Below are 25,875 nucleotides of genomic sequence, written 5' to 3'. Positions count from 1 at the left end.
CCGAGATCGGACGTGAAGTTCCGTCAAGCCCCGGCGGTGTCCACGGTGTCCACGGTGCCCGCTGCTTGCGCGGCTCGCTCCCCCGCCGTCCACGGAGCGCCCGGGACGACCAGCGGGGTGCCCGTCACCGGGTCCGGCACCACCACCGAGTCCATCCCGAACACCTCCCGCACCAGCTCCGCCGTCACCACCTCCCCGGGCGCGCCCTCGGCGACCACCCGGCCGTCCCGCATCGCCACCAGGTGGTCGGCGTACCGGGCGGCCTGGTTGAGGTCGTGCAGCACGGCGACGACCGTCCGGCCGCGCTCCACGTTCAGCCGGCGCACCAGGTCCAGCACCTCCACCTGGTGGGCGATGTCCAGGTAGGTGGTCGGCTCGTCCAGCAGCAGGATGTCGGTGCCCTGGGCGAGCGCCATTGCGATCCAGGCGCGCTGGCGCTGGCCGCCGGACAGCTCGTCCATGCTGCGCTCGGCCAGCTCCGCCGTGGAGGTGCGCTCCAGCGCCTCGGCGACGGCCGCCTCGTCCTCCGGCGACCACTGCTGCCACCAGCTCTGGTGCGGCTGGCGGCCGCGCGAGACCAGGTCCGCCACCGAGATGCCCTCCGGTGCGGTCGGCGACTGCGGCAGCAGGCCCAGCCGCTGGGCGATCCGCTTGGTCGGGATCCGCGCCAGCTCCTCGCCGTCCAGCAGCACCGCGCCGCGCACGGGCTTCAGCAGCCGCCCGAGGGCCCGCAGCAGCGTCGACTTGCCGCAGGCGTTCGGGCCGACGATCACCGTCACCCGGCCGTCCGGGATGCTGACGTCCAGCCCCTCGACGACCGTGCGCGCCTCGTAGGCCAGGGTGAGGCCCCGGGCCTCCAGGCGGTGTGCGGTCATCAGGAGCCTCCACGGCGGGATCGGATCAACAGCCACATCAGGTACGGCGCGCCGACCATGCCGGTCACCACGCCCACCGGCAGCTCGGTCGGGGCGAGCAGACGCCGGGCGATCAGGTCGGCGAGCACCACGACCAGGGCGCCGGTCAGCGCCGAGCACAGCAGCGGGATCTGCGCCGACCGGGCCAGCCGCAGGGCGATCTGCGGGGCCATCAGCGCCACGAAGTCCACCGGCCCGGCGGCGCCCGCCCCGCAGGAGGCCAGCACGATGCCCAGCAGCGCCATGCCCAGGCGGATCCGGTCCAGCCGCAGGCCGAGGCCGACGGCGGTCGCGTCGTCGAAGGAGATCGACCGCTGGGCGCGCGCCGCCCACAGCGCCAGCGGCAGGGCCGCCAGCAGGACCCAGGCCAGCCAACCGGCCCGGTCGTAGCCGGCGCCGTTCAGGCTGCCGGTCATCCAGACCTTCGCGGCCTGCGCCTGGAAGCCGTCGCCCTTGGTGAGGAACACCGAGGTCAGCGAGGACAGCGCCACGCTGATCCCGATCCCGATCAGCACGAAGCGCTGGGCGTGCAGCCCGCGCCGCCAGGCCAGCGCGTACACCAGCAGCCCGGCCGCCAGCCCGCCGCCGACCGCCGCGTACGGCGCCTGCCCGGTGGAGCCGACCACCCCGTACGCCAACAGCCCGACCACGGTCGCGGTCGCGCCCCAGGTCACGCCCACCACGTCGGGGCTGGCCAGCGGATTGCGGGCGACGGTCTGGAACAGCGCCCCGGCCAGCCCCAGCGCCGCGCCGACCATCAGCCCGACCACCACGCGCGGCAGCCGGAACTCCCCGACCACCAGCTCGTCCGGACTCGGCTGCCCCAGCACCACCCTGACCACCTCGCCGGGCGAGACGGTCGACTCGCCCAGGCACAGCGAGGCCACCACGGTCACCGCCAGCGCGAGGAGCAGCCCTCCGGCGGCGAGCGCCGAGCGCCGGTGCAGCAGGAAGGAGGCGCGCCCCGCCCGGACGACGGAGTACCCGCGCAGGGCGACGGTGGTCACGCGGCCACCACCTTGCGGCGGCGGACCAGGGCGACCAGGACCGGCACCCCCACCAGGGCCGTCATCACGCCCGCCGGGACCTCCGAGGGCGGGAACAGCACCCGTCCGAGCGTGTCGGCGAGCAGCAGCAGGGCCGGGCCGAGGACGGCGGAGAAGGCCAGGATCCAGCGGTGGTCGGCGCCGGCCACGGCGCGGGCGGCGTGCGGGACGGCGAGGCCGATGAAGGCGATCGGGCCGGCCGCCGCGACCGCCGAGCCGGTCAGCACGGTGGCGCCGAGCGCGCCGACCGCCCGGACGACGCCGGTCCTCGCGCCCAGGCCCTTCGCGGTGTCCTCGCCGAGCGCCAGCGCGTCCAGTCCGCGGGCCACCGCCACCACCAGCAGGGTGCCGACGGCCAGGAAGGGCAGCAGCTGCCAGGCCACGTCCGCCGTCCGGCCGGAGAGCGAGCCGACGTGCCAGAACCGGAACTGGTCCATGGTGGCCGCGTCGGTGGTGAGCACCAGGGTGTTGAGCGAGGCGATGAAGGCGGACATCGCCGAGCCGGCCAGCGCCAGCTTGATCGGCGTGGCCCCGCCCCGGCCGCGCCCGGCCAGGCCGTACACCAGCACGGTGGCGAGCACGGCGCCCGCGAAGCCGAACCAGACGTACCCGGTCAGCGTGGCGACCCCGAAGCCGGAGATGGCGACCACCACGCCCGCCGCCGCACCCTGCGAGACGCCGAGGATGCCCGGGTCGGCGATCGGGTTGCGGGTCAGGCCCTGCATCACGGCCCCGGCCAGGCCGAGCGCCGCGCCGACGGCCAGCCCGACGACCGTCCGCGGCACCCGCAGCTCGCGGACCACCACGGCGTCGGCGGAGTCGCCGCCGTGCAGCAGCGCGCTGATCGTCCCGGAGAGCGGCACGTCGCGGCTGCCCACCGCCAGGCTCAGCAGCACCGCGACGGCCAGAACGGCCAGTGCGGCGGCGAGCCACAGGATCCGGTGACGGGGTGTCCGCCGCTCGCCCGGTGGTGCGGTGGTGTCGGTCATGGGGCCTCTCCGCAGACAACTCCGGTACACCTGAGTTCCCTCTCGGAGGCGGGGCAAATCGCCTCGTCGCCCCTTCGGTAGCCTGACGGCATGCCTGCGACCTCAGCCGCCCCGCTCACCGTCGGCTTCGACCTCGACATGACGCTGCTGGACACCCGGCCGGGCATCCACGCCACCTACCGGGCGCTGTCCGCCGAGACCGGCGTCCACATCGACGCGGACCTGGTGGTCACCCGGCTCGGCCCGCCGCTGCTGGAGGAGATCCGCAACTGGTTCCCCGAGGCCGAGGTGGAGCGGGCCGCGAAGCGCTACCGCGAGCTCTACCGCGACCACGCCTTCGCCCCGACCGTGCCGCTGCCCGGCGCCCTCGCCGCCGTCGAGGCGGTCCGCGCCCACGGCGGCCGGGTCGCGGTGATCACCGGCAAGTACGAGCCGAACGCCCGCCTCCACCTGGAGCACGCCGGGCTGGAGGCCGACACCGTGATCGGCGACCTGTGGGCGGAGACCAAGGGCGAGGCGCTGCGGGCGAACGGCGCGGGCATCTACGTCGGCGACCACCTCGGCGACATCGTGGGCGCCCGGCACGCCGAGGCGGTCGCGGTCGCCGTGGCCACCGGCCCGTACGGCGAGGAGGAGCTGCGCGCCGCCGGCGCGGACGTGGTGCTGGCCGACCTCACCGGCTTCCCGGAGTGGCTCGACCGGCATCTCGTCGGTCAGGTCTAGGCGTGGTCCAGGGCTGCCCTACGGCTGCTGGGGCTCCAGCCGGCGGCGCTGCGCCCGGGCGTTCAGGAACAGCCCGGTCAGCGCGGCCAGGAACCCGGCCGGCATCAGCATGCTCAGCCAGTACATGGCCGTCGGCAGCGGCGTGAGGTGCAGGAACAGCGGGACGAAGGTGACCAGGGTGGCGAGCGCGCCCAGGGCGAAGACGACCGTCCCCGCCTTGACGTACACGTCGCCGGGATCGGCGCTCTGGCTGCTCACGTCCGCTCACTCCTCGGGGCTGCGCCGGGCCGCCCGGTGCGGGCCCCAGTCTGCGCCGTCCAGTCTGGCAGAAGGCCCGGGGCGGCGGCCCACCGGAGCGGCTCGGTCACGTTGCGCAGTTTCCCGGCAGCGATGCGTTTTGATCCCTGCTGGGCGGGGGTATGCACGGGGTGCCGAGGGGCGCTACAGGTGCGTCCCGTGTCCTCAGACCCGGGGGTGTGAGCCGATGGACAGCGCGGAACCGCGCCCCGGCCGTGCCAGTACCGGGTCGCCCGTGACCGCGAGATCCCCGCGCCACCGTCGCCCCTGGTGGGCCTCGGAACGCCGATCCGTCGCGGAACGCGGATGAGGCAGTGACGGGCCGTTAGTCTGCTCCCGACAACGCACCGGCCGTGAGCGCCCGCGGGCGCCGAGTCGAGGTCGGCCGTGTTTTTCCACCCCACCCAGTGATCCCCGGGCAGGTCCGGGATCCCTCACACCCATTCGAGGACTGTTCGAGATGCCCACCGGCCAGGTCAAGTGGTTCAACGAGACGAAGGGCTTCGGCTTCCTGTCGCGCGACGACGGTGGCGACGTCTTCGTCCACACCAAGGCGCTGCCCGCCGGTGTCACCGTGCTGAAGCCGGGCCAGCGGGTCGAGTTCGGCGTGGTCGCCGGGCACCGCGGGGACCAGGCGATGGCCGTGCAGCTGCTGGACGCACTGCCCTCGGTGGCCGCCGCCCAGCGCCGGAGCGCCGACGACATGGCGCCGATCGTCCAGGACCTGATCACCACCCTGGACGCGGTGCTCCCCGGCCTCCAGCGCGGGCGCTACCCGGCCAAGCCGACCGGCCAGAAGCTGGCCGGCCTGCTGCGCGCGGTGGCCGACCAGTTCGACGTCTGACCGGCCCCGGGACGTCCTAGGACGGGAACGCGAGCGCACCCGGGTCGAGCGGGGGGACCAGACCCTCGGCGGCGGCCCGGGTGAGCAGCGCGCGGACGGCTCCGTAGCCCTCCTCGCCGAGGTCGGCGGTGAACTCGTTGACGTACAGCCCGATGTGCTGGTCGGCCACGGCCGGGTCCATCTCCTGGGCGTGCGCCAGCACGTACTCCCGGCTGGCCGAGGGGTCCGCCCAGGCCTGCCGGACCGAGGCGCGGATCGTCGCGGCCAGCTCGCGCAGCCGCTCGGTGCCCAGTGAGCGCCGGGCGACGATCGCGCCGAGCGGGATCGGCAGGCCGGTCTCCGCCTCCCAGGCCTCGCCCATGTCGGCCAGGCTGTGCAGCCCGTACTGCTGGTACGTGAAGCGGGCCTCGTGGATGACCAGGCCCGCGTCCACCCGGCCGTCCCGGACGGCGGGCATGATCTCGTGGAACGGCAGGACCACGATCTCGCCGAAGCCGCCCGGCACCGCCCGCGCCGCCCAGAGCCGGAACAGCAGGTAGGCGGTGGAGCGCTCGGACGGCACCGCGACCGTCCTCCCGGCGAGCTCCGCGGGGGAGCCGACGCCCGGCAGGGTGAGCACCAGCGGGCCGCAGCCGCGCCCGAGCGCGCCGCCGCAGGGCAGCAGGGCGTACTCCTCCAGGACCCAGGGCAGTGCGCCGTAGCTGATCTTCAGCACGTCCAGCTCGCCGCGCTCGGCCAGGCCGTTGGTGACGTCGATGTCGGCGAAGGTCACCTCGGGGGCGTCCGCCCCGGGGACCTCGCCGTGCGCCCAGGCGTGGAACACGAAGGTGTCGTTCGGGCAGGGCGAGTACGCGATGCTCAGCCGTTCAGCCACGGCCGGCCTCCTCGATCAGTTCTCGGACGGGCAGGGCCGCGAAGGCCCGCTCCAGAGCGGCCAGCGCCTCGCCGATCCGCCAGGCGGCCCGGTCGCGCGGGCCCACCGGGTTGGACACGGTGCGCAGCTCGACGACCGGCACGCCGTACCGGGCGGCGGCCTCGGCCACGCCGAAGCCCTCCATCGCCTCGGCCGCGGCGCCCGGGTGACGGGCGGCCAGCGCGGCGGCCCGCTCGGCGCTGCCGGTGACGGTGGAGACGGTCAGGACCGGTCCGGTGACGGCGTCGACGTCCCGGGTGCCGAGGGCCTTCACGGCCAGCGCGACGGCGGCCGGGGGCGGGGTGTGCCGGACGGTGCCGAAGCCCAGCTCGGTGACGTCGGCGAAGCCCTCCGGGGTCTCGGCGCCGAGGTCGGCGGCGACGATCGCGTCGGCCAGCACGGTGGCGCCGACCGGCGCGTGCGGGGCGAAGCCGCCGGCGATCCCGGCCGAGGCGACCAGGCCGTACGGGCGGACCGCCAGGGCGGCGGAGGCGGCGGCCGCGGCGGCGGCCGGTCCGACGCCGGCGGCCAGGACGTCCACCGGCGCGCCGGTGGAGCGGTGCAGCACCCCGCCGGGCAGCGGCACGGCCTCGGCCCCGCCGGGCAGACCGCGCAGCACCGCCTCGGCCTCCGCCGGGACCGCGACGACGACGAGCAGCCGGGCCCGTCCGGGGCCCGGCTGCCCGGGGTGCGCGTCGGCGACGTGCGCGGTCATCGCGGGAGCGTCAGCTGTTGCCGGCGTCCGTGGCGTTCTTGCCGTTCAGCTGGAAGTACCAGACCGCGATCGGGGCCTCGGCCTTCTTGTCGATCTCGACCACCGTGACCAGGGTGTGGCCGCTGGCGTTCAGCACCGAGCCGGCCGTCTGGAGACCGGAGAAGGTCGGGCCCTGGGCGTACGAGAACAGGCTGGTCTGCCCGCCCTGGGAGGACGAGCCGCCGTTGGTGGAGGCCCACCAGCCGGTCTTCGCCACGTTCGGGCTCACGCCGACACCGATCCGGTCGCTCGGCACCACGTCGGAGGACGGCAGCGAGCCGTCCTTCAGGGCCTTCGTGGCGTTGGCCTTGCACTGGTCCTGCTGGTCGTCGGTCAGCGGGCTGCCGCCGTTCCAGCAGAACGGGTCCGCGGCCATCGACGTGGTGCCGACCGTCAGGGTGGCCCGGTGGCTGTTGTGCTCGGTCTGGCCGGCGGCGATCGCGACGGAGGTGCCCACCGTGGCGGCACCGACCACGACGACGGCGCCGAGGGCGGCGATGACACGGGTATTGAGGCTCATGCGTCAGAATCTACCGGGCCCGGCCGATCACGCTACGCGGGGGTCGGCCACCGCGTGTTGCCCGTCACCCCGTTCCAGCCGGGTCCACGCGGGTTCAGGCCACCCGGGGCGCGGTCGGGTGCCGCCGCAGACCCAGCCGCAGCAGCGAGTGGCCCGTCCACACCAGCACCAGGCCGACCACCGCGGCGGCGATCGACAGCCCCAGCACGCCGTTCAGCGGCAGCACGATGCCGACCCCGCCGCCCGCCACCCAGGACAGCTGCATCAGCGTCTCCGAACGGGCGAACGCCGAGGTCCGCACCGCCTCCGGGACGTCCCGCTGGATCAGCGCGTCCAGCGCCAGCTTGCCCAGCGAGGCCGCCATCCCGGACACCCCGGCGACCAGGACCACCGTCACCACGCCGTACCAGAGCGCGGCCGCCGCCGTCGCACAGGTCGCCAGCAGCAGCATCGCGGTGACCGTCGCCTCCGGGCCGCGGGTGCGCAGCCAGGAGCCGAGCACCGAGCCCAGCGCGTTGCCCGTCCCGGCCGACAGCGCCACCAGGCCCAGCGCCAGGGTGGGCCGCAGGCCGCCGATCGGGTCGGTGCGCAGCAGGAAGGCCAGGAAGAACACCAGGAAGCCGACCAGCCAGCGCATCCCGGACATCGCCCGCAGCGCCAGCACCACCGACGGGCCGACGGTGCGCAGCGAGGCCTTCACCTTCGGGGGCTTGTGGTGGATCAGGTGGGAGCCCTCGCCCTCGCCGGGCAGGTCGGCGTGCAGCACGGCCCGCTGCTCGCCCTTGGCCGAGTCGACGGTGTGCGGCAGGTGGAAGGCCATCAGGGTGCCGATCACGAACACCAGGAAGGCGCCGCGCAGCGGCCAGCCCGGCCCGATCAGGTGCAGGCCCCCGCCCACCCCGGCCGCCACGCCGGTGGCCAGCAGCCCGGCCAGGGTGACCCGGGAGTTCGCCTTCACCAGGGAGAGCCGTCTCGGCAGCAGCCGGGGCACCACGACGCTGCGCACCACCCCGTACGCCTTGGACGCCACCAGGACACCCAGCGCCTCCGGGTAGAGCGCGATGCCGCCGCCGGAGATCACCCCGGCCATCGTCCAGGCGAGGACGGCCCGGGCCAGCATCGACGTCGCCATGGCGGCCCGGCGGCCGTGCGGCAGCCGGTCCAGCAGCGGGCCGATCACCGGCGCGAGCAGGGCGAACGGGGCCATCGTGATCAGCAGGTACAGGGCGACCCGGCCGCGGGCCTCGCCGGTCGGCACGGAGAAGAAGATGGTGGAGGCCAGCGCGATGGTGATCAGCATGTCGCCGAAGGAGTTCAGCGCGTGCAGCTCGATCAGCTTCGCCAGGCCCGACTCGCCGGCGCCCTCGGCGGAGGTGGCCCGGCGGATCCGGCGGCCGGTGCCGTGCACCAGCTTGCCGGTGCGCAGGCCGACGGCGGAGGCGGTGCGGACCAGGAAGTGCCGGCGCGGCTCGGGGGACTCCTCGGACAGGCCCTCCTCCTCCGGCGGACCCGGCGGACCCGGCGAACCCGGCGGAGCGGAGGCCGCCGACGGGGTCTCCAGGACCACCGGTGTCTCCGGCCGGGCGGACTTCTCCAGGCTGACCCGGGCGGTGGACGCCCCGTCACCGTCCGCCGACTGCGGTTCGCCCGCAGCGGGGACATGAGGCTGCTGTCGCGGCGCGGCGTCCGCCTCGTCGGGGCCGCCGGCCTGCGAGGCGCGCACTGCGTGCTGCGACGGGTCGTCGTCCGCCACAAGCCCATCCTGCCCCAGATTCGCCGCGGTAACGCGGGATTCGGATCCGCTCGGCGCGGCCTCCGGAGCGGTCGGCTCCGCCCCGGACTGTGCCGGGGCACCGACCGGCGGGTAGCCTGCCCCAGGGTCCCGCCCGCCGGGGCGCAGGGGCGCCGGCAGGCCGGACGAGCGGCGCGGCCGGTACCCGCGGCGGCCCCGGGTCGCGCAGAATGGACGAGGGACTACCGAGCCGCGACGGAGAAGGCAACACGCCGTGGGCGACAGAAGAACTGGGAGAGAATCGACGCCGTGAGTGCTGCGATGCGAAGCCGTACCCCCGACCGGCTCTGTGCCGAGGCCGTCGAACTCGCCCGCCAGGCTGCCGAGGAGGCCGTCGGACCGGAGGCGGTCGGGCCGCACCTGGGTGTGCAGGCCGACGCCGACCGCGTCGTCACCCACAGCTTCGAGTGCCTGGACGCGGCCTACCGCGGCTGGCACTGGGCGGTCACCGTTGCCCGCGCGCCGCGCGCCAAGAACGTGACGCTGGACGAGGTCGTGCTGCTGCCCGGCCCGGACGCCGTGCTGGCGCCGGAGTGGGTGCCGTGGAGCGAGCGGCTGCGCCCGGGCGACATGGGCCCCGGCGACCTGCTGCCCACCGGTGCCGACGACCTGCGGCTGGAGCCCGGCTGGAACGGCGACGACGAGCCCGCGCCGAACTCCGCGGTCGCCCTCGCGGCCGAGGAGGACGTGGTCGTCACCGACCCGCACGTCCAGCCCGCCCCGGCCCGCGCCCAGATCAACGCGGTCGCCGAGGAGCTCGGCATGGGCCGCAGCCGGGTGCTCTCCCGGCTCGGCCTCCACCTGGCCGCCGACCGCTGGGAGAAGGCGCACGGCCCCCAGACCCCGATGGCGCAGGCCGCCCCGGCCGCGTGCAGCAGCTGCGGCTTCCTGATCCCGATCGGGGGCTCGCTCGGGCAGGCCTTCGGCGTGTGCGGAAACGAGTTCGGTCCGGCCGACGGGCAGATCGTCTCCTTCGCGTACGGGTGCGGTGGCCACTCCGAGGCGGCCGTCATCCCGGCCCCGCCGGCGCCGTCCGAGCTGATCCTGGACGAGCTGGTGGTCGAGCCGCTGCAGCTCCACCCGGACCGCGCCTCCGGCTCGGTCGAGCCGGACGCCCCGGCGGAGGAGCTCGGCCACTCCTGATCACTCCTCGCGGCCCGTCCCACTGAACCGGTGGGGCGGGCCGCGGCGTTCCTCCGGGTAGGGGCGCCCGCCCGCCGCGGGGCCCCCGGCCCTCCCGCCCGTCCCTGGGGACCCCCCAGCCCACGGCCGGCGGCAAGGGCGGGCCGTCGGACCGGCCGGTGGGGTGCCGGCCGACGGCCGCCGCCGCTGCCCCGCCGCCCTTCCCGTTCGCCGTACCGCGCCCGCGGAATCCTCACCACGGCCCCCGTCGGAGCGGGGCGTGGTCGGGAGCAGTCAGTGGGGCAGGGAAGAATGCCCTACGACGTACAGGGCGGCGGAAGGCGGCAGGTCCCGTGGAACCTCGGATCATCGGCAGCGGCGCGGACGAGCACCTCGCGGACGCGTTCGGGAGCGCCGTGCTGCGCCGGCGGGTGCTGGACGCCTGGGCCGCCTCGCCGGCCCGGTTCCGGGAGGACGCCAACGCCGAGGAGGAGCTGGCGCTCGGCGGCTACCGGGACCGCCTGGTGGTCGAGTTGGCGCAGAACGCGGCCGACGCGGCGGTACGGGCCGGGCACGGCCCCGGGCGGCTGCGGCTGACCCTCGCCGACGGCGTGCTGGCCGCCGCCAACACCGGCGCCCCGCTGGACGCGGCGGCCGTCGAGTCGCTGTCCACCCTGCGCGCCTCCTCCAAGCGCGGCGAGGAGCCCGCCGTCGGCCGGTTCGGCGTCGGCTTCGCCGCCGTCCTCGCCGTCACCGACGAGCCGGCCGTGCTCGGCGCCGCGGGCGGGGTGCGCTGGTCGCTGGGCGAGGCCCGGGCGCTCGCCGCGGCACAGCCCGCGCTGGCCGACGAACTGCGGGCCCGGGACGGCCACGTGCCGCTGCTGCGGCTGCCGTTCGCGGCCGAGGGCCCGGCGCCCGAGGGCTACGACACCGTGGTGGTGCTCCCGCTGCGGGACGCCGCCGCCGAGGACCTGACCCGCCGTCTGCTGGCCGGGATCGACGACGCCCTGCTGCTCACCCTGCCCGGCCTCGCCGAGGTCGTGGTGGAGACCCCGGAGGGCACCCGGACGCTCACCCGCAGCGCCGCCGAGCCGCGCCCGGACGGCGTCACCGAGGTCACCGTCACCGACGACGCGGAGGGCCGGCTGCGGCGGACGGTCTGGCAGACCGCCGGCGCCTCCGGCCGGCTGGACGCCGAACTGCTCGCCGACCGGCCCACCGAGGAGCGCGCCCGCCCGTACTGGACGGTGACCTGGGCCGTCCCGGTGGAGGAGGACGGCCGCCCGCAGCGGCCCGCGATCGCGCCGGTGCTGCACGCGCCCACCCCCAGCGACGAGCCGATCGGCCTGCCCGCGCTGCTGATCGCCTCCTACCCGCTGGACTCCACCCGCCGGCACATCGCCCCCGGCCCGCTCGCCGACTTCCTCACCGAGCGCGCCGCCGACAGCTACGCCGACCTGCTGCGCGCCCGCGGCGCCGACCTCGGCTCGCTCGGGCTGGTGCCCGGGCCGCTCGGGCAGGGCGCGCTGGACAACGCGCTGCGCGGGGCGGTGCTCTCCCGGCTGCCCGGCACGCCGTTCCTGCCGCACCCCGGCGGCGTGGAGGAGGGCACGCCCGCGCTGCGGCCCCGGGACGCGACGCTGCTGGAGGGCGCGGACGGCTCGGTGGTGGAGGCGCTCGCGCCGATCTTCCCCGGGCTGCTGCCGGCCGGTCTGGAGCGCCGCACCGAGCTGCGGGTGCTGAACGTGCGCCGGGTGCCGCTGGCCGAGGTGGTGGACCAGCTCGGCGGGCTGGACCGCGACCCCGCCTGGTGGCGCAACCTGTACGCGGCGCTCGGCGCGGCCGACCCGGAGGCGCTCGGCGCGCTGCCCGTACCGCTCGCCGACGGGCGGACCGTCACCGGGCCCCGGCGGGTGCTGCTGCCCTCCGAGGACGCCGACTGGGCGGCCTTCCCCGGCTACCCCGAGTCGCTGGCCCCGGCGCTCGCCGCGCTCGACCTGCGGCTGGCCCACCCCGAGGCCGCCCACCCGCTGCTGGCCAAGCTGGGCGCCGGCACCGCCACCCCGGCCGGGGTGCTGGACACCCCCGAGGTGCGCGCCGCCGTCGCCCGCTCCTACGAGCTGGCCGACGACGACCTGGACGCCGCGCTCGAACTGGCCGACGCCGTACTGGCCCTGGTGAAGGCCGCCGCCCCGGCTCCCGGCGAGCACCCGTGGCTGGCCCGGCTGGCGCTGCTGGACGACGAGGGCGAGCCCGCCCGGGCGGGTGAACTCGTGCTGCCCGGAAGCCCGTTCGCCGCGCTCGCCCGGGAGGAGGACGCCGGCTGGGTGGACGACGAGCTGCTGGAGCGCTGGGGCCCCGAGGTGCTCACGGCCGTCGGCGTGCTGGCCGACTTCGTGCTGGTGCGCGCCGAGGACGTGGTGCTCGACCCGGACGACCTGGAGCGGCTCGACCCGACCGTGCCCGCCGACCGGGCGGCCGGCGGCCACCCCACCGGGCTGCTGGACGAGGCGCCCGACGGGCTCGCCGAGTGGGCCGAGGACGCCTTGGAGGCGCTGCACGCCGACGAGGCGGTCGGGGTGCCGCCGGTGGCCGCCGAGCTGCTGGCCGTCCGGGACCTCGACCTGGTGGACGACGACGCCTGGCCGGAGGCCCTCGCCGCGCTCGCCCGCCCGCCGTACCGGGACGCCGTGGTCAACCCGGTGCGCACCCTGCTGCCGGACGGCTCCTACGCCGACCTGCCGCCGTACACCGCCTGGTGGCTGCGCGACCACCCGGTCCTGGGCGGCCGCGAGCCCGCCGGGCTGCGCGCCGCCGGGGCCGACCCGCTGCTGCGCGGCCTGTACGAGGAGGCCCGCACCACGCTGGACGAGCAGTTCCTGCACGCGCTGGGGGTGCGCACCACGCTGGCCGCGCTGCTCGCCGAGGTGCACGGCCCGGACGAGGTGCTGGACCGGCTCACCGACCCGGCCGCCGAGGTCGGGCACCGCCAACTGCACGGCATCCACAGCGCGTTGGCCCGGGTCGACCGGGAGCGGATCGAACCGCTGGACGTGGTACGGGCGTTGCCGCCGCTGGACCCGGCCACCGGGCGCCGCCCGGACCGCACGGTGGTGGTGGACGCCGCCGAGGCGGTCGTCGCGGACGCCCCCGACCTGGTCCAACTCCTCCACCCGTACCCGCTGTTGCCGGTCGCCCCGGCGCTCGCCGCGGACCTCGCCGAGCGGCTGCACGTGTCGCTGGCCAGCGAGGTGGCCGGCGGGCGGGTGCTCTCCGAGGGCACGCTGCACCGCGTCCCGGCCGTGGTGCGGGAGCTGCTGCCCGGCTGCCCGGTCGCCTACGAGGAGCACGAGGAGCTGCTGGTGGTCGGCCCGGACGGCGGCGAGGCCGCGGTCGACTGGCGCTGGGACCACGAGGCGGACGCGCCGGAGCCGCCGTACGACCCGGAGCTGGCCGAAGCCGCCGACGAGGACGACGAGTTCGAGGTCCCGCCGGTGCCCGGACTGCTGCACGCCGCCACTCCGGAGGGCCTGGCGGCCGGGCTCGCCTGGTCGGTCGGCCAGTGGCACCGGCGCTTCGAGGTGCTGGCGGCGCTCAGCGAGCCGGACCGGGCGTACGAGCTGTCCGCGGCCCGGGACTTCGAGGGCTGACCCGGGTCAGCCGCTGCGCGGCCTGAGCCGCAGGTGGACGGTGGTGGTGGCGGTCAGCCGGACCGCGCCGAGCGTCACCATCGCCGCCGTCCTCAGCGCGGGCGTCGGCCTGACCGCCAGGCCGACGCCCGCCATCGTCAGCGCCGCCGGCCCGGCCGCCGGCAGCCCGCCCAGGAAGGCGACGAACGCCTCCAGCTCCCCACCCCTGCGCGCCATTCGGCACCCCCTTTCGGGGAGATGCCAGGCCTCGTCACTCCATCCCGCGGCGCTTCATCCAGGCCCAGGCGATCTCCAGGACCACGCCGCAGACCAGCGCGATGGCGACGCCCGTCCACGGGTCGCGGCCGCCGACCAGGGAGAGCTCGAAGAAGTCCGACAGCCACGGCACCACCAGCACCAGCGCGAAGGCGAAGCCCATGGTGGCGATCAGCAGCAGGCGCCACCAGTTGTACGGGCGGGCGACGATGGCGAGCACCCAGATGGCGATCAGGAAGAGCGTCAGGGTGGCCACGCTGGTGTCGGCCTTGAGGTCGGTGGAGTGGTTGGCCCGGGCGAGCGCGTAGGCGACGAAGGTGCCGGTGCCGGCGATGACGCCGCCGGGGACGGCCAGTCGCAGCACGCGCTTCACGAAGCCGGTGCGGGCCCGCTCGTTGTTGGGGGCGAGGGCGAGGAAGAAGGCCGGCACGCCGATGGTGAGGGTGGACAGCACGGTGGAGTGCCGGGGCAGGAACGGGTACGGCGAGTGGGTGAAGATCACCAGCAGCGCCAGCAGGACGGAGTAGACCGTCTTGACCAGGAACAGCCCGGCCACCCGTTCGATGTTGCCGATCACCCGGCGGCCCTCGGCGACCACCGAGGGCAGGGTCGCGAAGGAGTCGTCGAGCAGCACGATCTGGGCGACGGCCTTGGTGGCGTCCGAGCCGGTGCCCATCGCCACGCCGATGTCGGCGTCCTTGAGCGCGAGCACGTCGTTGACGCCGTCGCCGGTCATCGCCACGGTGTGGCCGCGCGACTGCAGGGCCCCGACCAGCAGGCGCTTCTGCTGGGGGGTGACCCGGCCGAAGACGCTGGTCCGGTCGGCGGTCTCGGCGAGCTGCGCCGGATCCTCGGGCAGGGTGCGGGCGTCCAGCGGCCGGTCCGCGCCGGGCAGCCCGAGGTGGTCGGCGACGGCGCCGACCGAGACGGCCGCGTCGCCGGAGATCACCTTGGCCCGGACGTTCTGCCCCTCGAAGTAGCGCAGGGTGTCGGCGGCGTCGGCGCGCAGCCGCTGCTGGAGCACCACCAGGGCGAGCGGGGTGAGGCCGGAGGCCGGGTCGGGGGAGTCCAGCGGGACGGGCGTGCGGCCGAGCAGCAGCACCCGCAGGCCCTGGGCGCCCAGCTCGTCCACCTCGGCGAGCGCCGGGTGCCCGGCGGGCAGCAGGACGTCCGGGGCGCCGAGCAGCCAGCTGGCCTCGCCGCCCTGGGGCTCCAGCAGCTGGACGCCGCTCCACTTGCGGGCGGAGGAGAAGGGCATCGCCTCGATCACCCGCCAGCTCGCGCCGTCCGGGCCCGGGCCGTCGCCGCGCCCGTAGGCGTCGATCACGGCCTGCATGGACGGGTTGGGGCGGGCGTCGGCGCCGGCCATCACGGCGAGCGCGTGCCGGACGGTGTCCTTGTCGACCGGGGCCGGCTCGCCGTCGGAGAGCACCCGCAGGTCGATCACGTCCATGCCGCCCTCGGTGAGGGTGCCGGTCTTGTCCAGGCAGACGGTGTCGACCCGGGCCAGGCCCTCGATCGCCGGGAGCTCCTGGACCAGGCACTGCTTGCGGCCCAGCCGGATCACGCCGATCGCGAAGGCGACCGAGGTCAGCAGCACCAGGCCCTCGGGGACCATCGGCACGATGCCGGCCACCATCCGGCGCACCGCCTCGCGCCAGTCGCGGCCCTCGACGGCCAGCTGGCTGATGATCAGGCCCAGGGCGGTGGGGATCAGCAGGTAGGTGATGAACCGCAGGATGCTGTTGATGCCGCTGCGCAGCTCCGACTTCACCAGGGTGAACTTGCTGGCCTCCTCGGCCAGCTGGGCCGCGTAGGCCTCGCGGCCGACCCTGGTGGCGGTGAAGGCGCCCGCGCCGGCCACCACGAAGCTGCCGGACATCACCTGGTCGCCGGGCTGTTTGAGGACGGGGTCGGGCTCGCCGGTGAGCAGCGACTCGTCGATCTCCAGGCCGTCCGCCTCGGTGACCTCGCCGTCCACGATCACCTTGTCGCCGGTGCCGAGCAGCACGGTGTCGTCGAGGACGATCCCGGAGACGGCGATCTGCTGGACGCTGCCGTCCCGGCGGACCTGCGGGCGGGCCTCGCCGATCAGCGCCAGGCTGTCCAGGGTCTTCTTGGCGCGCAGTTCCTGGAAGATGCCGATCGCCGTGTTGGCCACGATGACCAGGCCGAAGAGGCCGTCCTGGAGGGGGCCGACGATCAGGATGATCCCGAACATGACGCCGATGATGGCGTTGAACCGGGTGAAGACGTTGGCCCGGACGATCTCCTTGGCGGACCGGCTGGACCGTACCGGGACGTCGTTGACCTGCCCTTTCGCGACGCGTTCGGCCACCTCGGCGGCGGTGAGACCGCCGCGCCGGCCGGGCAGCAGGCCGAGCGGGTGCGCTCCGTCGGGGCGCGATGCGGCGCTCGGCTGCTCTTCCGCGGGCTGCTGCGTCATGGCACCGACTCTACGGGCGCCTTATGTCCGGTGCGTGTTGCTAAAGGACCATTCAGTCCGACCGGGTGGCCGGGCCCTGGTCGTCGTTCTCCGCCGTACGGGCGGCCGCCTCGGCGGCGCGGCTGCGGGCGATCGCGTCCCGCCGGGCGCGGCAGTACCAGAGGCCGATCAGGCCGAGCAGTCCGCCGGAGAGGCAGATCCAGGGCCAGGTGCCGTGACCGTGGTCGGAGAGGGTGCCCTGGAAGGGGAGCAGGGCGAGGAAGGCGACGAACCACAGCACCGTGCCGCCGCCGACGATGGCGACGTCATTGGCCTCCAGCGGAGGGGGCGAGGGGTGCAGCGGCGTCTTGGGCATGGGGCCTAGCGTACGGTGCCCGGAGGGCCGCGCGAGTGCGGCGGGGGCCGGTTCGGCGCCGCGCGGAGTCTACGCGCGAAGATAGCGCGTGTGCGAGCGGGAAACCATACTGGAAGGTCCACGCCCTGCCACCGTCGCCACGGGCGTTCCCCCCTCCTCAGCTCCCCCACAGAGGACGCACGAATGCCTGTGGTCCAGCCGACCACCGAGTCGCCCGAACCCGCGGCCCCCGCGCCGACGCCCCCCAACGGCGCCCTGGACCGCTACTTCAGGATCAGCGAGCGGGGCTCCACCCTGCCGCGCGAGATCCGCGGCGGTGTCGCCACCTTCTTCACCATGGCGTACATCCTGGTGCTGAACCCGATCATCCTGGCCAGCGGCACGGACGTCACCGGGGCCCACCTGAACGACGCCCAGCTGGTCACCGCCACCGCCCTCACCGCGGGGCTCACCACCCTGCTGATGGGCGTGATCGGCAACGTGCCGATCGGCCTGGCGGCCGGCCTCGGCGTCAACACCATCGTGGCGCTGCAGCTCGCGCCCAGGATGACCTGGCCGGACGCCATGGGCATGGTGGTGCTGGCCGGCTTCGCGATCATGCTGCTGGTCGCCACCGGCCTGCGCGAACGGGTCATGAACGCCGTGCCGCTGGGCCTGCGCAAGGCCATCGCGATCGGTATCGGTCTGTTCATCAGCCTGGTCGGCCTGGTCGACTCCGGCTTCGTCAGCCGCGTCCCGGACGCCGCCCACACCACCGTCCCGCTGCAGCTCGGCGGCAACGGGCACCTGCTCGGCTTCCCGGTGCTGGTCTTCGTGTTCGGCCTGGTGCTGACCCTGGTCCTGGTGATCCGCAAGGTGCCCGGCGCGATCCTGATCAGCATCGCGGCCTCCACCCTGCTCGCCCTGGTGATCGACAAGGTCGCCGACGTCCCGGCGCTCAAGTGGGGCCTCACCGTCCCCACCTGGCCCGGCAACCCGGTGGCCGCCCCGGACTTCGGGCTGGTCGGCAAGGTCAGCCTGTTCGGCGGCTTCGGCAAGGTCGGCGTGCTGACCGGCGTGCTGTTCGTCTTCACCGTGCTGATGTCCTGCTTCTTCGACGCGATGGGCACCATCCTCGGCGTCGCCGACGAGGCCCACCTGCTCGACGCGAAGGGCGACCTGCCGGGCATCAACCGGATCCTGATGGTCGACGGCATCGCCACCGCGGCCGGCGGCGCCACCTCCGCCTCCGCCAACACCTGCTTCGTCGAGTCCACCGCCGGCGTCGGCGAGGGTGCCCGCACCGGCTTCGCCTCGATCGTCACCGGCCTGCTCTTCGTGGTGGCGCTCTTCCTCACCCCGCTCGCCACCATGGTCCCCGCCCAGGCCGCCACCCCGGCCCTGGTCACGGTCGGCTTCCTGATCCTGGCCAACTCGATCAAGGAGATCGACTGGGCGGACTACACCATCGCGATCCCGGCCTTCCTGACCATCGTGCTGATGCCGTTCACCTACTCGATCACCAACGGCATCGGCTTCGGCTTCATCGCCTTCTGCCTGCTGCGCCTGGCCGCCGGCCGCGGCCGCGGCGTGCCGGTGGCGATGTACGCGGTGGCGGCGGTGTTCGCCTTCTACTACCTGATGCCGGCCCTCGGCCTGCTCTGAGCGGATCGCCCGCGCCTCGACGCATCGCGCCCTCTCCCGGACTCGGGAGAGGGCGCGATGCGTTCCGGGTCGGGCTGCGAGCAGGTGCTCACGTGATGAGCACGTTCAAACCACGGAATTCGCCACAGGTCATCGGGGTACGGCCGTTCCGTTTCGCCTCGTCGGGGCCCGAAGGCGTGGTGCCGGGGCCGGCGGCGCCGGCAGGGTCAGTGGACGCAGAACTCGTTGCCCTCGGGGTCCTGCATGACGGTCCACTCGCCGCCGGGTTCCCTGACGTCGTGCAGGGTGGTGGCGCCGAGCGCTTCGAGGCGGGCGACGGTGGCCGCGCGCTCGCCCGGGCCGGGGTGGACGTCCAGGTGGAGGCGGTTCTTGGGCTGCTGCTTGGCCTCGGGGACGGCCTGGAAGAGGATGCGGCGGCCCAGGCCGGTGTCCGAGGCCGGGTCGTACGCGTCCTCGGGGTGGCGGACGGCGGCGAGGGTGCGCCAGGCGGGGTGGCCGGCGACCTCGGTGACGGCGTCGTCGGTGACCGCGCCGGCGGCCAGCAGGCGGGTGATCAGGGCGCTGTGGTCCTCGACGGCGTAGTCGAGGGCGGCGCCCCAGAAGGCGGCCTGGCGGTGCGGGTCGGCGCAGTCGATGACGAGCTTCCAGTGCAGCGGCATGTAACCGTTTATATCGGTTACCAATGGGCGGGGCAATCGGCGACCGGCGGAAGGTGTCAAAAAGGCGACTGTGTAGGGCAGTTGGCGGAGGGCATACTGCCTGGACGGAGACGGGGAGGGGACTCGACCGATGGTGCAACAGGATCCGCCCGGGGGAGTGGAGGCGCGACTGCTGCCGGAGTTGTTCTGGCGGGCGGACAAGGCCTCGCAGGACGGACAGCGCGAGACGCTCCGCTGGCACCGCGGGCTGATCGCCATGCTGGTGGTCGCCGCGCTGATCGGCTCGCTCCCGGGCCCGGACCACAAGGGCGACAGCGATATCAAGCCACTGTTCTCGGTGGCGGCCTTCCTGGTCGCCGGCTACTTCTGGTCCCGGCTGCGCCGCAGCAACCCGCAGGGCCGGTGGTACGAGGCGCGGGCGGCGGCCGAGTCGGTCAAGACGCTGGCCTGGAAGTACAGCGTCCGGGCCCGGCCCTTCGACGGCGAGGCCGAGTCGGCGGACGCCGACCGCGGCTACCTGCTCCAGGTCGAGGACGTGCTGCGGGCCTTCGAGGACCCGGAGATCGTGCCGCCCGGCAGCGTCCCGGAGATCACCGAGGAGATGCGGCGGGCCCGGGCCGACAGCCTGACCGCCCGGCGCACCCTCTACCTGCGCACCCGGGTCGAGGGCCAGCGCACCTGGTACCGCTCCCGGGCCGAGTCCTGCGAGTCCCAGGCGGTCTCCTGGGGGCTCGGCATAGCGACGCTGATCATCATCGGTGCCGCGGCGGCGATCGCCCAGGCCACCGGCGCCCTGGAGGTGCACATCTTCGGCGCCAGCTCGGCCGCGGCCGCCGCGATCATCGCCTGGACCCAGCTCAAGCAGCTGCGCCCGCTGGCCGCCGCCTACCAGCTGGCCGCGCGAGAGCTGGAGAACGTCGGCAACCAGCTCTCCGACCTCGACCTCAAGGCGCCGGACGCCGAACTGCGCTGGGCCCGGCTGGCCGCCGAGGCGGAGGACGCGGTCTCCCGGGAGCACACCACCTGGCGGGCCCGCCGGGCGTTCCCGCGCTAGGTCCGGGTCCTCCCGGACACCCGCGGGAGACACTCGGGGGAGGGGCTTGGGGAGATACCGCGAAGCAGAGGGCACAGGTGTGCGGGGTGCGTGAGAGTAGGGCGCCGAGGCACGGAACGTGACCATTACGTGTCCATGCCCTGGTTTCATCGCCTCCGCGCGACCCGCAGTCCCTGCCCGGAGGCCCCCTGTGCGCATTCTCCTGATCGCCACCGCGTTCAACAGCCTGACCCAGCGCGTCCACACCGAGCTGCGCGAGCGCGGCCACCAGGTCGCCGTCCAGCTCGCTCTCGGCGACGAGCAGATGAGGGAGGCGGTGGCCCGCGTCGACCCGGAGCTGATCATCTGCCCGATGCTCACCAGGGCCGTCCCGGCGGACATCTGGTCCAGCCGCACGGTCCTGATCGTGCACCCGGGCCCCAAGGGCGACCGCGGCCCCTCCTCGCTCGACTGGGCGATCACCGAGGACGCCCGGCGCTGGGGCGTCACCGTGCTGCAGGCCGTCGAGGAGATGGACGCCGGTGACATCTGGGCGTCCGTCGAGTTCGCCGTCCCGGACTGCGGCAAGAGCGAGCTGTACCGGGGCGAGGTCGCCGACGCCGCCGTCGAGGCCGTCCTGCTGGCCGTCCAGCGCTACGAGGGCGGGCTGTTCACCCCCGAACCGCTCGACTACACCCGCCCCGACGTGCGCGGCGAACTGCGGCCGTTCCTGCGGCAGGAGGTGCGCCGGATCGACTGGCAGCGGGACGACACCGCCACCGTGCTGCGCAAGCTGCGCGCCGCCGACTCCCAGCCCGGCGTGCTGGACGAGCTGTACGGGCGCGAGTTCTTCCTCCACGGCGGCCACCCCGAGGACGTGCTGCGCGGCCCGGAGCCCGGCGCCGTCCTGGCCACCCGGGACGGCGCGATCTGCCGGGCCACCGTGGACGGCGCGGTCTGGATCCCGCAGCTGCGCCCGCGCCGCACCCCCGGCGGGCCGGTCACCTTCAAGCTGCCGGCCGCCACGGTGCTGGCCGACGAGCTGCACCGGGTCCGCGAGGTGCCGGTGACCCCGGCGCAGGCCGCCCGCCGCGACACCTGGTCGGAGCTGCGCTACCGCGAGGAGGGCGACGTCGGCTTCCTCGAATTCGCCTACGCCGGCGGGGCGATGAGCACCGAGCAGTGCCGCCGGCTGCTGGCCGCCTACCGCGAGGCCGCCGACCGGCCGACCTCGGTGCTGGTGCTGGGCGCGCCCCGGGACTTCTACTCCAACGGGATCCACCTCAACGTCATCGAGGGCGCGGCCTTCCCGGCGCTGGAGTCCTGGGAGAACATCAACGCGATGGACGACCTGGTCGAGGCGATCCTGACCACCAGCGACAAACTGACCGTCGCCGCGCTGGCCGGGAACGCGGCGGCCGGCGGGCTGATGCTGGCGCTCGCCGCCGACGAGGTGTGGTGCCGGGACTCGGCGGTGCTCAACCCGCACTACCGGCTGATGGGGCTGTACGGCTCCGAGTACTGGACGTACACCCTGCCGGCCCGGGTCGGCGCCGAGCAGGCCGAGCGGCTGACCACCGAGGCGCTGCCGGTCGGCGCCCAACACGCCCGCCGGATCGGCCTGGTGGACCGTACAGCCGGCGGGGACGCGGCCGACTTCCGCCGCTGGGTGGCCCGGGAGGCCGCCCGGCTGGCCGACTCGCCGGACCTCACCGGGCGGCTGGTGGACAAGAAGCGCCGCCGCGCCGAGGACGAGGCGGTCAAGCCGCTGGCCGAGTACCGGGCGGAGGAACTGCGCCGGATGCACGCCAACTTCTACCGCTCGGGCGAGCCGTACCACGCGCTGCGACGGGACTTCGTGCGCAAGGTCTGCCCGGTGGCCACGCCGGAGCACCTGACGGGGCTGCTCGGGAAGCCGGAGTAGCCCCGGGTCCGTCCCGACGCGACGCGACGCGACGACGCCCGGCCGGGGTGGGGGGCCCGGCCGGGCGTCGTCGCTTCGGGGTTCGGCGTCTGGGTCCAGCGTCTGGGTCCGGCGTCGGGGTCCCAGTGGCGGGGTTCGGCGCCGGGGCTCAGCGCCGGGCGCGCGCCTCGGTCATCGCCCGCCGCTGCTGCGGGGGGACCCGGGGCGGGCGCGGCGGCAGCGGCGCCGCCGGACCGGCCAGCAGCGGCTTCGTGGTCGCCTTGCTCGGCGAGACGGCGAAGGCCAGGGAGCCGAAGAAGACGTAGCAGCCCAGGCCGACCCCGAGCGGGAAGATGAACTCCAGGGCCATCACGCCGCCCTGGGTGGAGTGCGAGTGGTCCAGATGGACGGAGAGCGCCGCCATCCCGGTGTAGTGCATGGCGCAGACGGCCACGCCCATCACCGGCGCCGCCGCCAGTACGGCGAGGGTGCCCCGGATGTTCAGCGCGGCCCAGAGCGCGGCCGTCGCCGCGAACACCGCGATGGCGACCGACAGTCCCACCGTGACGTGGTCGTAGCCGAGGTAGCCGGGCAGGACCATCGCGGCCATGCCCAGGTAGTGCATCGCCGCGACGCCGAGCCCGGTGGTGAGGCCGCCGATCAGCAGGGCCAGCAGGGGGTGGCGGCGCCAGTACCCGACGGTGAACAGGCCGATGCCGACGACGGCGACGGCGACCAGCAGGCTGACCACGGTCAGCCCGGGCTGGTAGGTGATGTCGGCACCGCTGACCGAGAAGCCGAGCATCGCGATGAAGTGCATGGACCAGATGCCGGCCCCGAGCGAGGTCGAGGCGAAGAGCAGCCAGGCGATCCGGCTGCGGCCCTGAGAGACGAGTGCCCAGCGGGCGCTGCGCAGGGCGACGAAGGCACCGAGGCAGGCGACGAAGTACGAGGCCGCCGGTGTCACCCAGCCGTGGTCGGCATGGTGGATCTCACCCAATTGAGCTCCCTGGTCATGGGGTTGCGGACGCCAGGGCGGGGACGGAAGCAGCAGGCCGGAACGGCCGGGGAGAGCGTGCGGGAAACGGGCACGGGACGGGTTCCGCCGAGAGAGGCCCTGGCGTGTGGTGCACCTGACAGCGGGGACAGTAGCCACTACCCGCCAGTCGCACAAGGTTCGCGGTTTTGGTAAAGCCCCAGGTCAGGGCGGATCTTTACGCGGTCTGCATGATCTTGGCACCAAGCCCTGACACCGCCTGCGCACCGCCCCCGGACCGCTTCGTCGGTTACTCCAGCGGGGCGAGCCCGAACGGGTGGCCGGCCGGGTCGATCAGCACCTTGAGGGTGCGGCCGTGCTGGTAGCCGGGCTCGGTGGCGCCGAGCGCGAGGGCCTTCGCGGTGGACTCCTCCAGGTCGTCCACGTAGAAGTCGAGGTGGAAGTGCTTGCTGCCGTCCGGCTCGGTCCACGGCTCCGGCCGGTAGCCGTTCACCCGTCCGAAGCCCAGCGGGCTGCCGCCCTCCGGGTTGTCCAGGATCGCGAAGTGCTCGTCCACGTGCCGGGTCTCCCAGCCGAGCAGCTCGCCGTAGAACGAGGCCAGCGCGACCGGGTCGGCGCAGTCGATGGTGACCATGGCGAGCCGGGCGAAGCCGGTGTCGCCCTGCGGGGACTGCGGCGGTTGTTCGGCGGCGACGTCGGACATGGCTGGTCGGCCCTTCCGGGAGTTGGGAGCGGTGGCCCCAAGGGGAGCGGTGGCCCCATGACCAATATGGCACCGGGCCGATCTTCCGGCACGGTGGAACCCGTTTTTTCTTAGCGAGAGTAATGACGTAAGCTAAAGAGATGCCCGAGATGTCCGAGCAGGACCTCGCAGCGATCTCACAGCTGCGGTCGTCCACGATGCGCCTCTCCCGACGACTCAAACACCAGCGGGTGGAGGAGTCGCTCAGCCCTACCGAGATGGGAGTGCTGGGCACCCTCGCCCGGTGCGGGAAGGCGACGCCGGGTGAGCTCGCCCGGAAGGAGCACGTGCAGCCTCCTTCGATGACCAGGATCGTCGCGATGCTGGAGGAGAAGGGGCTGGTGCGGCGCGAACCGCACCCCGAGGACCGCCGCCAGGTGGTCGTCAGCAGCACCGAGCAGGCCGAGGCGATCCTCACGGAGAGTCGTCGGCGCAGGAACGCCTGGCTCGCCGAGCTCGCCCAGGGGCTCGACGATGAGGAGTGGGCCGTCCTCCGGGAAGCCGCTCCCGTGCTCTACAAGCTCGCACACCTCTAGGCACACCGAGCCCGGCCCAGCCGCCGGGAGACGAAGGAGTTCGCATCACCGCAGGACAGACCACCGTGACCAGGAGCGCGACGGCCCCCGCCAGGGCCGTCGCGCCGCGAGGGGAGACCACCGTGACACCGCCGGCCGCAGCCAGCGCCGCCATCCGTACCGACGACCCGACCACCGACCCCGCCGCGGACAGCACCGCGGCTGCCGACGCCCAGGCCTCCGCCCCCAGCGGACTGCCCGGCAACGGCGACGACGACCCCGACGAACGCACCGCGGCGGACCCCGCCGCTCAGCGCCGAGCCCATTCGGCCGCGTCCCCCACCGGAGCCGAGTTCACCCGGCCCAGGGGGATGTTCTCCTCCCTGCGCGTTCGCAACTACCGCTACTACTTCGCCGGCCAGGTGGTGTCCAACACCGGCACCTGGATGCAGCGGATCGCCCAGGACTGGCTGGTCCTGAGCCTGACCGGCAGCCCGCTCGCGGTCGGCATCACCACCGCCATGCAGTTCCTGCCGATGCTGCTGCTCGGCCTGTTCGGCGGCGTGCTCGCCGACCGGATGCCCAAGCGCCGGCTGCTGATCTACACCCAGGGCACCATGGGCCTGCTCGCCGCGGGCCTGGCCGTACTGACCATCGGCGACCTCGTGACGCCGTACTACGTGTACGCCTTCGCACTGCTGCTCGGCCTGGTCACCGTGGTCGACAACCCGACCCGGCAGGCCTTCGTCTCCGAGATGGTCGGGCCCAAGGACCTCGCCAACGCCGTCAGCCTGAACGCCGCCAACTTCCAGACCGCCCGCCTGGTCGGCCCCGCCGTCGCGGGCCTGCTGATCGCCGCGGTCGGCAGCGGCTGGGCGTTCGCCGTCAACGCGCTGTCCTTCGCCGCCGTGATCGGCGGGCTGCTCGCGATGCGGGAGGGCGAACTGCGCCCGACCGAGCCGATCGCCCGCGAGAAGGGCCAGCTGCGCGAGGGCCTGCGCTACGTGAAGGAGCGGCCCGAGCTGCTCTGGCCGATGGTGCTGGCCGGGTTCATCGGCACCTTCGGGTTCAACTTCCCGACGCTGCTGTCCGGCTTCGCGTACGACACCTTCAAGGTGGGCGCCGGGCAGTACGGCCTGCTGAACACCGCGATGGCGGTCGGCTCGCTGGCCGGCGCGCTGCTCGCCGCCCGCCGGGGCGCGCCCCGGCTGCGCCGGCTGGTCGGTGCGGCGCTGGCCTTCGGCACCCTGGAGGTCGTCGCGGCCTTCGCGCCCGACTACTGGACCTTCGCGCTGCTGCTGACGCTGACCGGGGTGTTCGGGCTGAGCTTCAACACCTCGGTCAACTCCACCCTGCAGCTGGCCACCGACCCGGAGATGCGCGGTCGGGTGATGGGCCTGCTGGTCCTCGTCTTCACCGGCGGCACGCCGATCGGCGCCCCGATAGTCGGCTGGGTCACCGCCTCGTACGGGCCCCGGCTCGGCCTGCTGGCCTGCGGCGTGGTGTCCGCGCTGGCGGCCGGCGCGGTCGGCCTGGTGCTGGCCCGCAGCGCGGACCTGCGGGTGCGGTTCGAGCTGCGCCCCGGTCGCGGCGGTCGGGTGGTCGCCTTCGTGCCGCGCACCGCCGCGGCGGGCAAGGGCGAGCTGGTCCCCGCCTGCTGACGACTGCGCCCGGAAACCCCGGAAGTGCGCTTCCGGGGTTTCCTGATGTTCCGTCAAATACCGTGCAGGAGCCGGACTTCGATCTCGGAGCCGGACTTCGA

The 25,875-nt window shown here is 74.5% G+C and carries 23 protein-coding genes; 9 read left to right on the top strand and 14 right to left on the bottom strand.

Translation table 11 applies throughout. The features are described 5' to 3' along the window. Nucleotides 1–23: 23 nt before the first annotated feature. The 3 genes from ACZ6Z8_RS11120 to ACZ6Z8_RS11110 are packed head-to-tail and all read right to left on the bottom strand — an operon-like array spanning nt 24 to nt 2,949. Entirely contained in the window at nt 24–875 is an 852-nt protein-coding gene (locus tag ACZ6Z8_RS11120) for an ABC transporter ATP-binding protein (protein ID WP_465608338.1), read from the bottom strand. Next, complete coding sequence (locus ACZ6Z8_RS11115; RefSeq protein WP_465608336.1) at nt 875–1,921, bottom strand: FecCD family ABC transporter permease; 1,047 nt, start codon at nt 1,919–1,921, stop codon at nt 875–877. Before ACZ6Z8_RS11115 ends, ACZ6Z8_RS11120 begins: the two co-directional genes overlap by 1 nt. Further along, complete coding sequence (locus ACZ6Z8_RS11110) at nt 1,918–2,949, bottom strand: FecCD family ABC transporter permease (RefSeq protein WP_465608334.1); 1,032 nt, start codon at nt 2,947–2,949, stop codon at nt 1,918–1,920. The genes ACZ6Z8_RS11115 and ACZ6Z8_RS11110 overlap by 4 nt, the downstream gene beginning before the upstream one ends. A 90-nt stretch (nt 2,950–3,039) precedes the next feature. On the opposite strand from ACZ6Z8_RS11110, the gene ACZ6Z8_RS11105 reads away from it, so the two are divergent. Beyond that, nucleotides 3,040–3,672 (top strand): HAD family hydrolase, encoded by a 633-nt coding sequence (locus tag ACZ6Z8_RS11105; protein WP_465608332.1) that lies wholly within the window; start codon nt 3,040–3,042, stop codon nt 3,670–3,672. 18 nt (nt 3,673–3,690) lie between these two features. Here the strand turns inward: ACZ6Z8_RS11105 and ACZ6Z8_RS11100 are convergent, their stop codons facing one another. Next, the gene (locus ACZ6Z8_RS11100; RefSeq protein ID WP_402811552.1) at nt 3,691–3,930 is read right to left on the bottom strand and encodes a hypothetical protein; all 240 of its coding nucleotides are present in this window, start codon (nt 3,928–3,930) and stop codon (nt 3,691–3,693) included. Between the two features lie 499 nt (nt 3,931–4,429). On the opposite strand from ACZ6Z8_RS11100, the gene ACZ6Z8_RS11095 reads away from it, so the two are divergent. Continuing rightward, on the top strand, nt 4,430–4,813 hold the full coding sequence (locus tag ACZ6Z8_RS11095) for a cold-shock protein (protein WP_030289703.1): 384 nt from the start codon (nt 4,430–4,432) through the stop codon (nt 4,811–4,813). A gap of 16 nt (nt 4,814–4,829) precedes the next feature. Here ACZ6Z8_RS11095 and ACZ6Z8_RS11090 read toward each other — a convergent pair whose 3' ends face one another. The 4 genes from ACZ6Z8_RS11090 to ACZ6Z8_RS11075 form a co-directional block, all read right to left on the bottom strand. Further along, complete coding sequence (locus ACZ6Z8_RS11090; protein WP_465608330.1) at nt 4,830–5,687, bottom strand: 1,4-dihydroxy-6-naphthoate synthase; 858 nt, start codon at nt 5,685–5,687, stop codon at nt 4,830–4,832. After that, complete coding sequence (locus ACZ6Z8_RS11085; RefSeq protein WP_465608328.1) at nt 5,680–6,441, bottom strand: futalosine hydrolase; 762 nt, start codon at nt 6,439–6,441, stop codon at nt 5,680–5,682. Before ACZ6Z8_RS11085 ends, ACZ6Z8_RS11090 begins: the two co-directional genes overlap by 8 nt. A 10-nt stretch (nt 6,442–6,451) precedes the next feature. Next, nucleotides 6,452–7,000 carry a hypothetical protein gene (locus tag ACZ6Z8_RS11080; RefSeq protein ID WP_465608327.1) on the bottom strand — a complete coding sequence of 183 codons (549 nt, stop codon included), beginning with the start codon at nt 6,998–7,000 and terminating at the stop codon, nt 6,452–6,454. A 94-nt stretch (nt 7,001–7,094) separates the two neighbouring features. Then, the gene (locus tag ACZ6Z8_RS11075; RefSeq protein ID WP_465608461.1) at nt 7,095–8,489 is read right to left on the bottom strand and encodes an MFS transporter; all 1,395 of its coding nucleotides are present in this window, start codon (nt 8,487–8,489) and stop codon (nt 7,095–7,097) included. Nucleotides 8,490–9,053: 564 nt separating this feature from the next. On the opposite strand from ACZ6Z8_RS11075, the gene ACZ6Z8_RS11070 reads away from it, so the two are divergent. Together ACZ6Z8_RS11070 and ACZ6Z8_RS11065 are read left to right on the top strand one after the other, a co-directional pair. Next, entirely contained in the window at nt 9,054–9,935 is an 882-nt protein-coding gene (locus tag ACZ6Z8_RS11070; protein ID WP_465608459.1) for a DUF3027 domain-containing protein, read from the top strand. A 332-nt stretch (nt 9,936–10,267) separates the two neighbouring features. Next, nucleotides 10,268–13,564, top strand: coding sequence for a sacsin N-terminal ATP-binding-like domain-containing protein (locus ACZ6Z8_RS11065; RefSeq protein WP_465608325.1), 3,297 nt, complete (start codon nt 10,268–10,270; stop codon nt 13,562–13,564). A gap of 6 nt (nt 13,565–13,570) precedes the next feature. On the opposite strand, the gene ACZ6Z8_RS11060 is transcribed toward ACZ6Z8_RS11065, so the two are convergent. From ACZ6Z8_RS11060 to ACZ6Z8_RS11050, 3 genes are read right to left on the bottom strand one after another with little or no spacing between them, the layout of a single operon-like run. After that, on the bottom strand, nt 13,571–13,780 hold the full coding sequence (locus ACZ6Z8_RS11060) for a hypothetical protein (protein WP_465608324.1): 210 nt from the start codon (nt 13,778–13,780) through the stop codon (nt 13,571–13,573). A gap of 34 nt (nt 13,781–13,814) precedes the next feature. Then, nucleotides 13,815–16,265, bottom strand: coding sequence for an HAD-IC family P-type ATPase (locus ACZ6Z8_RS11055; protein ID WP_465608322.1), 2,451 nt, complete (start codon nt 16,263–16,265; stop codon nt 13,815–13,817). Between the two features lie 52 nt (nt 16,266–16,317). Then, nucleotides 16,318–16,620 (bottom strand): DUF2530 domain-containing protein, encoded by a 303-nt coding sequence (locus ACZ6Z8_RS11050; protein WP_465608320.1) that lies wholly within the window; start codon nt 16,618–16,620, stop codon nt 16,318–16,320. Nucleotides 16,621–16,803: 183 nt separating this feature from the next. Between ACZ6Z8_RS11050 and ACZ6Z8_RS11045 the strand changes: the two genes are divergently transcribed. Next, the gene (locus ACZ6Z8_RS11045; protein WP_465608318.1) at nt 16,804–18,264 is read left to right on the top strand and encodes an NCS2 family permease; all 1,461 of its coding nucleotides are present in this window, start codon (nt 16,804–16,806) and stop codon (nt 18,262–18,264) included. A gap of 206 nt (nt 18,265–18,470) precedes the next feature. On the opposite strand, the gene ACZ6Z8_RS11040 is transcribed toward ACZ6Z8_RS11045, so the two are convergent. Beyond that, on the bottom strand, nt 18,471–18,923 hold the full coding sequence (locus ACZ6Z8_RS11040; RefSeq protein ID WP_465608316.1) for a VOC family protein: 453 nt from the start codon (nt 18,921–18,923) through the stop codon (nt 18,471–18,473). A 130-nt stretch (nt 18,924–19,053) separates the two neighbouring features. On the opposite strand from ACZ6Z8_RS11040, the gene ACZ6Z8_RS11035 reads away from it, so the two are divergent. Both ACZ6Z8_RS11035 and ACZ6Z8_RS11030 read left to right on the top strand, forming a co-directional pair. Then, nucleotides 19,054–19,977 carry a DUF4231 domain-containing protein gene (locus ACZ6Z8_RS11035; RefSeq protein WP_465608314.1) on the top strand — a complete coding sequence of 308 codons (924 nt, stop codon included), beginning with the start codon at nt 19,054–19,056 and terminating at the stop codon, nt 19,975–19,977. 190 nt (nt 19,978–20,167) lie between these two features. Beyond that, nucleotides 20,168–21,880, top strand: coding sequence for a hydrogenase maturation protein (locus ACZ6Z8_RS11030; protein WP_465608313.1), 1,713 nt, complete (start codon nt 20,168–20,170; stop codon nt 21,878–21,880). Nucleotides 21,881–22,028: 148 nt separating this feature from the next. Here ACZ6Z8_RS11030 and ACZ6Z8_RS11025 read toward each other — a convergent pair whose 3' ends face one another. Both ACZ6Z8_RS11025 and ACZ6Z8_RS11020 read right to left on the bottom strand, forming a co-directional pair. Further along, on the bottom strand, nt 22,029–22,859 hold the full coding sequence (locus tag ACZ6Z8_RS11025) for an MHYT domain-containing protein (RefSeq protein WP_465608311.1): 831 nt from the start codon (nt 22,857–22,859) through the stop codon (nt 22,029–22,031). A gap of 286 nt (nt 22,860–23,145) precedes the next feature. Next, the gene (locus ACZ6Z8_RS11020; protein WP_465608310.1) at nt 23,146–23,559 is read right to left on the bottom strand and encodes a VOC family protein; all 414 of its coding nucleotides are present in this window, start codon (nt 23,557–23,559) and stop codon (nt 23,146–23,148) included. Nucleotides 23,560–23,699: 140 nt separating this feature from the next. On the opposite strand from ACZ6Z8_RS11020, the gene ACZ6Z8_RS11015 reads away from it, so the two are divergent. Continuing rightward, a complete protein-coding gene (locus tag ACZ6Z8_RS11015) occupies nt 23,700–24,134 on the top strand; it encodes a MarR family winged helix-turn-helix transcriptional regulator (protein WP_465608308.1) in 435 nt (144 codons plus the stop codon). A gap of 350 nt (nt 24,135–24,484) precedes the next feature. Beyond that, nucleotides 24,485–25,774 (top strand): MFS transporter, encoded by a 1,290-nt coding sequence (locus ACZ6Z8_RS11010; protein ID WP_465608457.1) that lies wholly within the window; start codon nt 24,485–24,487, stop codon nt 25,772–25,774. The last annotated feature ends 101 nt before the right edge of the window (nt 25,775–25,875 follow it).

The sequence above is a fragment of the Kitasatospora sp. NPDC101108 genome, assembly GCF_055584725.1.
This window is presented reverse-complemented; position numbering and strand designations above follow the sequence as displayed.